This window comes from Actinophytocola sp., assembly GCF_035942955.1.
GTDB lineage: Bacteria > Actinomycetota > Actinomycetes > Mycobacteriales > Pseudonocardiaceae > DASYTH01.
In genome coordinates, this window is record NZ_DASZCQ010000180.1 from 1 (window position 1) to 10,028 (window position 10,028).

Consider the following 10,028-nt stretch of genomic DNA (forward strand, 5'->3'; position numbering starts at 1 on the left):
CCCTGACCGCCGGTCGCGGTCAGGGGGCGTCGGGTGCGCCTCACGTCGCCGTGTTCGCCAGGGCGCGACTTTCAGATCCGTGGTCGGCGCCCGGACACGGCGACTTTCATTCAGCCGGCACGGGCGGCACTCGCGGGGGCAGCGGCATCGGCGAGGCGCTGGGTGATGATGCGGTTGAGGCGGCCGGCGAGCTCGTCGTAGGCCGACTGAGGCTGGCCGTGCGGCTCGGGCAGGTCGCCGTCGGGGTCGAGGCAGATGGTCTTGTCGGCAGCCTCCGGGACCATGGCCACGATGGCGTCGCGGTGCGCCGCGGTCATGGCGTACACGGTGTGTGCCTGGGCGATCAGGCGGGGGGTCAGCAGCCGGGCCCGGTGCCCGTCGCACGGGACGCCGAGGCCGGACAGCGCCATGGTGGCCTCGAGGGGCATGGGCGCACCCGGGGTCGCGTCGAGGCCGGCGCTGGCGATGCGCCAGTGGCCGGCGGCCACGGCGGCGCGGGCGATGGCCTCGGCCATGGCCGAGCGGCAGGTGTTGCCGCCGCAGACGAACAGCAGCAGCGGGTCGCGCCGCAGCGCGGCCCGGATGGTCGGGTAGCACAGCGCGCCGATGGCCAGCAGCACGAAGCCGGTCGCGACGAGCTGGCCGGCGCCGGGCGCGGCAATGCCGGTGAGCCAGGTCAGGCCGAACGACGCGACGAGGCCGGACAGCAGGCTGGCGCACCGGTTGGCCGGCACGCACCAGGTGTACTCGCGCGGGTCGAGGTAGATCAGCGTGCCGTAGACGTACAGCGCCGAGTACAGCAGCCCGATGGCGAACGCCGGCAACGCGGCCGGGGTCAGCAGGAATCCGGTGAAGCCCTCGGCAAGCGCGTCGGAGAACCACCCGAAGCCGGCCACCGCGAGCAGCGCGCAGAGCACGACCTGCCAGACCGCGGAGCCGATCGCCTCCTCGGCGAAGTAACGGCGATCGGTCATCTCCTCCCCGGTCTTGGCGACCCGGCTCATGATCTGGAACCGGCCGAGGTAGCCGGCGAAGTAGACCGCGAGGCTGGCCACCGCGGCGATGGTCAGCGTGTAGCTGTTGACGTCGCTGAGCGCGGCGAGCACGGCGAGCAGGCTGAACCCCAGCGCGGCCCAGGAGTAGACGCGGACCCGGCGCCGGCGCACGGTGTCCACGATCGGCGACAGGATCAGCACCCCCGCCCGCATCATCAGCAGCATGAACAGGATCGACACCCCGGCGAAGGTGTAGTTCAGCGTCGTCGTCGCGATGACCAGCGCCATGAAGAACCCGGCGACCAGCATGAGGCCGCTCGGGAAGCGCCGCATCCGGCCGAACAGCTCCCGGCTGCCGATGTAGCGCCACCACCCGGTGAGGGCCAGGAACAGCGCGGCGCCGACGAGGGTGCCAAGCGCCGCCGCCGGCAGCAGCACCAGCCCGCCGACCCGCTTGTCCGTCCCCGGCAGCAGGCCGGAGGACAACGCTTTGGTCAGCGCGGCGTAGGGGGTGTACCAAAAGAAATAGCCGAATGCCAAACCGAGCATTCCGCCGAGCAGCCACCAGGTCCGGGTCGCATGCGTCCTCGGTGTGCTGGTCATTGACATCGCGTTCGCTCCCATTCGTTTCACTCGGGTGCCGGGAGTTGGCCGCGCGCATCCCCGCCACGAATTGGCAGCGGGAATACGGGGCGATGGGCACCGTCACCCACGCGATGCCCATCGCACAATCGACGGCGGTTCAGGCCCGGATCCGCCTATATTCCACCTAAATCGATTACCGGTGGGTAACCGACACCTGGGGTGGTGTTGTTCCGCACCCCCGGTCGTGGTGGCGACCCAGCGGGTGGCACTCCTAAGCGACCCGCTGTGTGGCACCCCTAGGCCTTTCGATTCTGACTAGGTGAGCACACCCATCCGATCGGCGAGCGGCCGCAGGTCCGCGCGGGTCAGGGCGCTCTCCCTGCGCAGCAGCTCGCGGACCAGGCCGCGGACCTCGACGTTGTACCGCAGCTCCTCGGCCGACTCCTGCTCGGCCCGCAGCAGCATGTGCACCGCGGCGACGTCCTCGGCCCGGATCGCGTACGCCTTGGCCAGCTCCACGTAGTAGGAGAACCGCCGCTCGACGCTGGGCAGCGTGCTCACGTCGTACCGCTGGGCGATCCGGATCGCCTCGCCTGGCTTGGACAGCTCCACCGCCAGCCACACCCGGTAGATGCCGACGTTGGTCGGGCCGAACACCGTACGGAAGTCGTTGCGGTCACCGAGCTTCGCGGCGATGGTCTCGGCGGTCTCCAGGGCGGTCAGCGCGCCGTGCTCGTCGCCCAACCGCGCGAACTGCATGGCGCGCAACAGATGCAGCGCGCCGAAGATGCTCATCCGCTCCGGCGCGGCGCCCCGCAGCGGCTCGAGCTCGGCCGCGGCATCCCGTGCCAGGTCGGCCACGACCTCGGTGTGCCCCTGCTCGGCCAGGATCATCCCGACGTTCCACGCCGCCGCCGCCCGGTAGTCCAGATCGTCGGCCTTGATCGCCGCGGCCATCGCCCGGTCCGCGGCCACCAGCGACACGTCGTGCGCGCCCATCCGATCGGTGAACTCCCGCGTCAGGAAGTACAGCATCGCCGCTGTCCGAAGTAGACTATCCCGCTCCGGCCCGTCCACCACCGGAATCGCCGCCCGTACCTCGGTGATCAACCCGGGCAGCAGCGAACCGATCCGGGTGAACGGCCGGCGGTCCTGCCAGATGTCCCACGCGGTCTCCACGGCCTCGTCGAGCCGCTTGACGTCCGGCTCCTCGGCCAGCCGTGGATCGAACGACACCATCGCCGCCCGGATCGCCGGCACGGTGTCGTGCTCGGTCGGCTCCTCGGGCAGCTCCCCCACCGGAAGCCCGGTCAGCTTGTACAGGTCCCGCACCCGCAGGATCCGCGCGATCTCGATCCAGTCGGAGAACGCCGCGACCTGGCGCTCGCCGGACTCCCACTTGCGCCACGCCGAGACCGTGCAGCCCTTCAGCTGCGCGCACTGCTCCTGGGTCAGGCCAATGCGCCTGCGATACAACCGAATCCGCTCACCCGGCGGTAAACCGCTTTCGACGGCCACACGCCCACCTCACCACACCCCGGTCACGCCTGGTACTAGTGGCGACGCGCGCGGGCTTCGGGCGGTTCAACTGTTCAGCCCATCATGAGTTCAGTGGCTGCTGTACTGTAGCGCCATGCTGATGGTCGCGACGCACGGCGAGGTGCTTGCGCGCTTCGGCCACGCGCTGTCGGACCCGACGCGCAGCCGGATCCTGCTGGCGCTGCGGGACGGCCCCGGCTATCCGGCCGAGCTCGCCGAGGCCCTCGGCGTGTCCCGGACCAACCTGTCCAACCACCTGGCCTGCCTGCGCGGCTGCGGCCTGGTCGTCACCGTCGCCGAGGGCCGCCGCACCCGCTACGAGCTGGCCGAGCCGCGCCTGGCACACGCGCTGGGCGACCTGGTGGGCCTGGTGCTGGCCGTCGACCCGGCCGCGTGCCCGGACCCCGAGCCCGAGGGACGCGGCTGATGCCGGCGACCGGGGTCGACCGCCGGGCGCTGCTGACCAGGCGGGTCCGCCGGCTGGTGGCCGCCACGATCACCTACAACGTGATCGAGGCGGTCGTGGCGATCGCGGCCGGCACGATCGCGTCGTCCACCGCGCTGATCGGCTTCGGGCTGGACTCGGTGCTCGAGGTGTCCTCGGCCGCCGCGGTGGCCTGGCAGTTCTCCGCACGCGACCACGAGTCGCGGGAGGCCCGCGAGCGCACCGCCCTGCGGATCATCGCGATGTCGTTCTTCGCGCTGGCCCTCTACGTCACCGTCGAGTCCGCGCGTGCGCTGATCGGCGCCGCCGAGGCCGACCCCTCCCCCGCCGGGCTGGCGCTGGCCGCCGTCAGCCTGGTGGTCATGCCCGTGCTGTCGCTCGCGCAACGCCGCGCCGGCCGCGAGCTCGGCTCGGCGAGCGCGGTCGCCGACTCCAAGCAGACCATGCTGTGCACCTACCTGTCCGCGGTGCTGCTCGCCGGGCTCGGCCTCAACCTGTGGCTGGGCTGGTCGTGGGCGGACCCGGTGGCCGCGCTGGTGATCGCCGGCGTCGCGGTGCGGGAGGGCCGGGAGGCCTGGCGCGGGAACGCCTGCCGCCATGACTGAGCACCTGGTCCGGGCGCTGGCCCGGCACTACTCCGGGCAGGCCGAGGCGTACCAGGCGTGCTGGGCGCGGGCGCTGCACCCGCTGAGCCTGCGGCTGCTCGACTCCCTGCCGCTGCGCTCGGCCGCTTGCGTGCTGGATCTCGGCGCCGGAGTCGGCACCCTGCTGCCGGCCCTGCGCGGCGCCGCGCCGTCGGCCCTCGTCGTGGCCGCCGACCGGGCCGAGGGCATGCTCCGCCGGGCGCCGCGGGACTACCCGAGGCTCGTCGCCGACGCCATGGCCCTGCCGTTCGCCGCGTCCACGTTCGACGTGGTGGTCATGGCCTTCATGCTGTTCCACGTCCCGGCGCCGGCGGCGGCGCTGGCCGAGGTGCGTCGCGTGCTGCGACCCGGCGGCACCCTTGGCCTCGCGACCTGGGGCGAGGAAGCCCCAGTGCCCGCCCAGCGGCTGTGGGCCGATGAGCTCGACCGCCACGGCGCCGCCCCCGACGGCCCGCTGATCAGCCGGCACCAGCTGATGGACTCCCCGGACAAGCTGCGTGCCCTGCTCGGGTCCGCCGGCTTCACCGATCCCCGCGTCGACGTCGTCCCCTGGGCCTACCGCCCGACGTTCGACGAGTTCCTCGCGCGGCAGACCCACCTCGGCGTGGCCGGTCGCCGCCTTGCCACGCTCGACCCGCCCGCCCGCGCCGCGTTCCTCACCGCGGTCCGGGCCCGCCTGCGCACCCTGGCCCCAGAGGACTTCGTGCAGCACAACGACGTCAACCTCGCGGTGGCCACCACGGCGTGACACGGACGGCTCCGACGGCGCGACATGCCGGGCGGTGTCCCGGGTCGTGGGTACAGTCCAGATGCCAGGGTGCAGTGTCGATCCAATGTGAGGGCGAGGCTGGGAGCACTACTCGATGTTGTCGGCCGGCGGTTGGCAGCCACCGACGCCTCGGCGAGCCTCCGGCCCGGCCTCGGCGCCGTAAGCCCTCACAGCCCGGTGGAGGAGTGGGTGCTGGTGAGCGTGTCCTGGGAGCACGCCTACGGCGCTTGTGAGCCCGCGGCCGCCGAGCTGCTGCGGGCCGTGTCGGCCCTGGGCCTGACGGTCGTCACCAGCCCGGGCGTGGGCGCCGCCGTGGACCTGACGCCGAGCGAGACCGCGGCGGCCATGGCCGAGCTGGTGCGGTCCGGCTGGGCCGAGCCCGCCGCGGGCGTCGGGCACCACGCCGTCGACGAGCGGGCCCGCGGCTGGCTGGGGACCCACGCGCGGGTCACGCCGGCCAGGGCGGCGGTGATCATCCGAAGGTTCGCCGAGTATCACACCGCCGCCCTCGATCTGCGGCGGCACGACCCGGCCGACGCGGGCGCGTGGCTCGCCCGGCACCGCGCCGAGGTGCTGGCGGCGGTCCGGGCCTGCGACCACGGCGGGCTGCGCCGGACCGGGACGCGGCTGGCGTCCGCGGCCTGGCCGTTCGCCGGGCGGGTGCGCGATCCGGACTGGTGGCAGGGGCTGGCCGACGCCGGGGAGGCGCTGGCCATCGCCGAGCGAGACCCGTCGCTGCTGGCCGACCTGCTGCACCGCAGCGCCGCCACGTTCGCCGGGCACGACGACCGGCTGCGCGCGGAGGCGCAGTGGGTCCGCGCGCTGGCGATCATCCGTCGGCGCGACGCGAGCGCAAGGGTCACGCCGGCGGAACGGGACCGCGGGGCGGCGGTGCTGACCGGGATGGGCGCCCTGTACTGCGGCTGGGGCCGGCTGAGCAAGGCGCTCGACGCCTACCTGGAGCTGGCCGAGCTGCACCGGGCGGCGGGCGACGCCGCCGGCGTCGCCGAGGCGCTGACCAGGGTCGCGGCCACGATGCACCTCGCCGGGCGGCTCAGCTCGGCCTCCGATCAGTTCGCACAGGCCGACGAGGCCATGGCGCCCGTCACCGGCGCCGGCGACGCCGCGCCCGGGGCGCTGACCTTCCACGCCCGCATCCTCATGTGGTGGGGCCGCGCGCTGTGGGAGCAGGGCCACCACGGTGCGGCCCGGCGGCGGTGGAGCCGGGCGCTGGCCATGCTGGTCGACGTCGACGACGCCGCCGCCGACCACGTGCGCGCGCTGCTGGCCACCGCGCAGGAGGATCCGCTGCCCGGCGGCTACCCGATCCCCGCGCCGGACGACGCCCTGCGTCACGACGGCGGGGTGTCGAACACGTCCTCGTCCTCGTCCGGCGGCAAGGGATAGCTCAGCTCGAACAGGTTCATCACGTCGGGGACGACGAACACCTGGCGGTACGGCTTGCCGTTGAGGCCGCGGAGCACCCCGATGCGCTTGAGCTGCTTGGTCAGGCTCGCGGCGTGCTGCACGGTCATGCCGCACCGCTGAGCGATCTGCAGGTTGGTGGTCATCGGGGTGGCGGTGAGATCGCGGGTCACCCGGACGATCCCATCCATCCGCCGGCCCAGCCGCGCGAGGTGCGCCTCGCTGAGTCGTTCCGCGCGGTGAATGAACCGCATCTGGTCCCGGCACAACGCCTCGATGCCGGTCGCGAAGAACACCATGAAACCGTCAAGGTCGCCCTTGTGCACGATGCCCAGCATCCGTTCGCGGTATTCGTCGCGGTGCCGGCTCAGCCATTCCGAAACCGGCAGCAGCGCGTCCCGCAACGCGCCCTCGTGAATCAGCGCGAGGGTGATGTAGAGCCGGGAAAGGTGGCCGGCATAATCCACCGGCGACAGCACGGCGAACTGATAGTGGCCCAACGCGACCCTGGCCAGCAGCGGCGCCTCGCAGCCGGATTCGACCCAGGCCGACCACTGTATTCCGGCGGTCTGCAATTCGACGCCGGGCGGGACGGCGAGCAGGTAGGCGTCCCGCGGATCGGGGCCGCCGAGCCAGCCGGGGCCGGTGCGCCAGGCCACCTCGCTGACCTCGTCCGTGCCCACGACGCCGAGCGAATCCCTTGCGCCGGCCAGGATCGAACCCAGCTGGCCGAGCAGCGCGAGGTTGATCTGCCCACCGCCGCGGACCCAGCCCACCGCCTCGTCGTTGGCCCGCAGATACCGCCGCAGATTCAGGTCGACGGGCGGATCGGCGACCACTCCCGGCAGATCCGCGACCAGCAGCTCCCGCAACGCCGCGATGACGCCGCCCAGCTCGCCGGAACTGTGCACGTCGCGCAGCTGCGCTAAACGCACCAACCCGGACCGGTTCGGCAACCGCGCCGCCGCCTCGTCCAACCGGCCAATCGCCTGTTCGGCCTCGGCCAGTATCCGGTAGGTCGTCGGCTGCAGTCGCACCATCGACGGCAGCGGATGCGGCAGAAAGGCCCCCTCGTGGCCCAATCGCGGCGGAAGCTCATCAATCCCGTCCGCGGGGAACCACCGGCCCGTTGCTCCGGGCCTCGTGTCAGACATGGCGGAAAGACTGGACGACCGAACGGAAAAGCAGCAAACCTTTCAAAGTCCACACTAAAGATCACCAACCCCGCACGTGCTCACAGGGCGTGACGGCATTGCGTGCGGCGCCATATGGCGGCACGATAAATTGGGCAGCTCAGAAGCGACTCCGATCGCCCAGCTGATCCACCTCCAAACGGAGCGTAGTGAACGCCTCTCGAGATATCTGCAGCCATCAACTCCCCGAACGGACCAGCCGCCCGCCTTCCCAACAGTCGAACAAATGTTCGAGGTGATGTCAAGGCCCTTGTCCGGGTAACACCCGGTTGTGGGAGCGCGATCTTCGGGGCGAGCTTCCACCGACGCGAGAGGCGCAGATGAGCAACACCGTGGGCTACGTTCTCCTTGCCGCGGCCGCCGTGCCGCTGGTCCTGGCCTGGGACATGTCCCGGCGCGGCCTCAAGGAGGTCAAGGACGCCTCCGGCGAGGCCAAGGACGCGGCCACGGAGGCGCTCGCGGTGGTGGCGAAGTCGCAGGAAATCACCGCCGCGACCACCGGCGCCGACGCCCAGGCGCTGGCCGCGCGGAATGCCGAAATCGTCGGCAAGACGCAGTCCGTCGGCGATGCCATAGGCAAAGTGGACGACGCGTTGAAAACGCTGACCGGTCCACTCGCCCCGGCGCGGGTGTTTTTCGCGATCGCGCTGCTGCTCATCGTGGCCGCGCTCTTCGGCCTCGGCGTCATCGACGTGTCGGCGGGCACCTCGACGCCGTAGCGGCACGCGCGTCCGGTGCTCACCGCGGTCTGTGAAGATGGGCCGATGGCGGTGCACCGTTCCCCCGCGGCGATCTTCACTGGCCGGGTCGTCCACTCGCAGGCCGGCCGGTTCCGGCGTTCGCGATCGCCGGCGAGCACATCGTCGCGACCGGGACCGATGGATCAGCTCGACACTCGCAGAACTACACCAGCCCTGTAGCCAGCTCAACCCGGTGAGTGGAAGCCGGCCCGCGACCTCACCCAGGCAGGGGTCGCCGAGCACGATCCCCAGCGCTTCCGGCACTCCGGCATGGTTTGCCAGGCACGATCGCCACCGGTGAGCGCTGGCTGCGCGCAGCCCGCGGCGTGCGGCGCGGAGCCCGCGGCGTGCGGCGCGGCTGCGCTTCCCGCGCTCCAGTCCACGCGGCTACCCGCCCCTGCCCGAGCAGACCGGCAACGGAGGACAGCCTCGTCCCCCGCCGCGCATCCCTGCCCTGGAGCGGTGGGATTGAAGGCGGATAGGGCGAAGATCAGCTTGGCTCAGGCGAAGGTCCTTGAGCCGTCGCCTGATTGCCGAGCTGGCGGGGAGGTAGGGCGGATTCGCGGCGGTCGGGTTGGGTGTGCGGGGCTGCGGCGTTGGTGGCCACCGACCCGATCCTCGTGGTGAGGCTGTTGGTGCGCGGCTCGGTGATCCGGGTCTGGGTTGCGGGGGGTGGGGGTGCATTGTTGGGGCGATGTGCCGTTGGTGACCTGCGAGTTGGTTGTTGGATGGGTGAATTGGTGACAGCTGTCACTATCGCGGAGTCGGGGGTTGCTTGCAGGATGGGCGGCGGCTGGGTGCGTGGGGCTTTGGGCGCGTGGCCTGGTAAATGGACAGGAGGAATGTGAGCGTGAAAGGGATGAGGGTGGGTAGGAGGAAGCGCGGTCTGCCTCAGGTTGCCTTGGTGATGGTGTTGGTGGCGACCGGTCTTGTGCTTGTGCCGGCCTATTCTCAGGCGGCTTTCGACGTTCCCTGTACGGATCCACGTGGGTGTCCGGACCTCGTTTTGAACCAGAAGAAGCTGGAGAAGACGAAGCTGGAGACCGAGGTCTTCGTCCCGGAGGATTGTTCCGTCCAGGAGGGTCAGGTCGGGGGGACCGGGCCGCGGCGGTTGCTGATGTTTCCATACTCTACGCCGAACCTCGGGCCGGGTTCGCTCATTGTCGGAGATCCCTTGGATCCGGCGAACACCCATCTGTTCGAGTGGGGCGCGTGCCATGGGCACTACCACTATAAAAAGTATGCCGCCTACCGCCTGTGGACGCCGGCGGAGTATGCGCGATTCCAGCAGTTGAGGGCGCAGAACCCGGGCATGCTCTCGGGGGAGGTTATTGCCGCTTTCGGGCTCAATCCGGTGCTGGGGACCAAGCGCGGATTCTGCATTATCGACATCGAGCACGCCCAGGAGTTCGAGGGGACCCGCGACCGGCGGACGTACAACGAGTGTGGCTTCGGGACGACGGTCCATGGTAACCAGGGCATCAGTGTCGGGTGGGCCGACACCTATGGCCGCCGGCTGGCGGGCCAGTGGCTCGATGTCACGGACGTTCCGGACGGCGACTACATCCTTGACGTCGAGACGAACCCGGAGCGCTCCTTCCAGGAGGTGCGTTACGACAACAACTCGGCGTCCACGACCGTGACGGTCACGCACTGAGCCCGTGCGGTCCACGCACCATCCCCGGTCGAGGAT

At 71.2% G+C, this 10,028-nt stretch carries 9 protein-coding genes; 6 read left to right on the forward strand and 3 right to left on the reverse strand.

All coding sequences use genetic code 11. The features are described from left to right. Window positions 1–110: 110 nt before the first annotated feature. Both VGX25_RS17855 and VGX25_RS17860 read right to left on the reverse strand, forming a co-directional pair. On the reverse strand, window positions 111–1,598 hold the full coding sequence (locus tag VGX25_RS17855; protein ID WP_326918940.1) for a hypothetical protein: 1,488 nt from the start codon (window positions 1,596–1,598) through the stop codon (window positions 111–113). A gap of 297 nt (window positions 1,599–1,895) precedes the next feature. Then, window positions 1,896–3,098, reverse strand: coding sequence for a helix-turn-helix transcriptional regulator (locus tag VGX25_RS17860; RefSeq protein ID WP_326918941.1), 1,203 nt, complete (start codon window positions 3,096–3,098; stop codon window positions 1,896–1,898). 115 nt (window positions 3,099–3,213) lie between these two features. Here VGX25_RS17860 and VGX25_RS17865 point away from each other — a divergent pair, with 115 nt between their 5' ends. The 4 genes from VGX25_RS17865 to VGX25_RS17880 all read left to right on the forward strand — a co-directional run bounded on the left by VGX25_RS17865 (window position 3,214) and on the right by VGX25_RS17880 (window position 6,384). Beyond that, window positions 3,214–3,546 (forward strand): metalloregulator ArsR/SmtB family transcription factor, encoded by a 333-nt coding sequence (locus VGX25_RS17865; protein ID WP_326918942.1) that lies wholly within the window; start codon window positions 3,214–3,216, stop codon window positions 3,544–3,546. Next, window positions 3,546–4,169, forward strand: a complete 624-nt coding sequence (locus tag VGX25_RS17870; protein ID WP_326918943.1) for a cation diffusion facilitator family transporter — start codon at window positions 3,546–3,548, stop codon at window positions 4,167–4,169. The genes VGX25_RS17865 and VGX25_RS17870 overlap by 1 nt, the downstream gene beginning before the upstream one ends. Then, window positions 4,162–4,956, forward strand: a complete 795-nt coding sequence (locus VGX25_RS17875; RefSeq protein ID WP_326918944.1) for a class I SAM-dependent methyltransferase — start codon at window positions 4,162–4,164, stop codon at window positions 4,954–4,956. Before VGX25_RS17870 ends, VGX25_RS17875 begins: the two co-directional genes overlap by 8 nt. Before the next feature lie 216 nt (window positions 4,957–5,172). Next, the gene (locus VGX25_RS17880) at window positions 5,173–6,384 is read left to right on the forward strand and encodes a hypothetical protein (RefSeq protein WP_326918945.1); all 1,212 of its coding nucleotides are present in this window, start codon (window positions 5,173–5,175) and stop codon (window positions 6,382–6,384) included. Here the strand turns inward: VGX25_RS17880 and VGX25_RS17885 are convergent. Continuing rightward, on the reverse strand, window positions 6,330–7,442 hold the full coding sequence (locus VGX25_RS17885) for a hypothetical protein (protein ID WP_326918946.1): 1,113 nt from the start codon (window positions 7,440–7,442) through the stop codon (window positions 6,330–6,332). The two genes, VGX25_RS17880 and VGX25_RS17885, sit on opposite strands and share 55 nt — an antisense overlap. A 473-nt stretch (window positions 7,443–7,915) precedes the next feature. On the opposite strand from VGX25_RS17885, the gene VGX25_RS17890 reads away from it, so the two are divergent. Then, on the forward strand, window positions 7,916–8,314 hold the full coding sequence (locus tag VGX25_RS17890; protein WP_326918947.1) for a hypothetical protein: 399 nt from the start codon (window positions 7,916–7,918) through the stop codon (window positions 8,312–8,314). Between the two features lie 865 nt (window positions 8,315–9,179). Then, the gene (locus VGX25_RS17895; RefSeq protein WP_326918948.1) at window positions 9,180–9,992 is read left to right on the forward strand and encodes a lysyl oxidase family protein; all 813 of its coding nucleotides are present in this window, start codon (window positions 9,180–9,182) and stop codon (window positions 9,990–9,992) included. Window positions 9,993–10,028 lie beyond the last annotated feature (36 nt).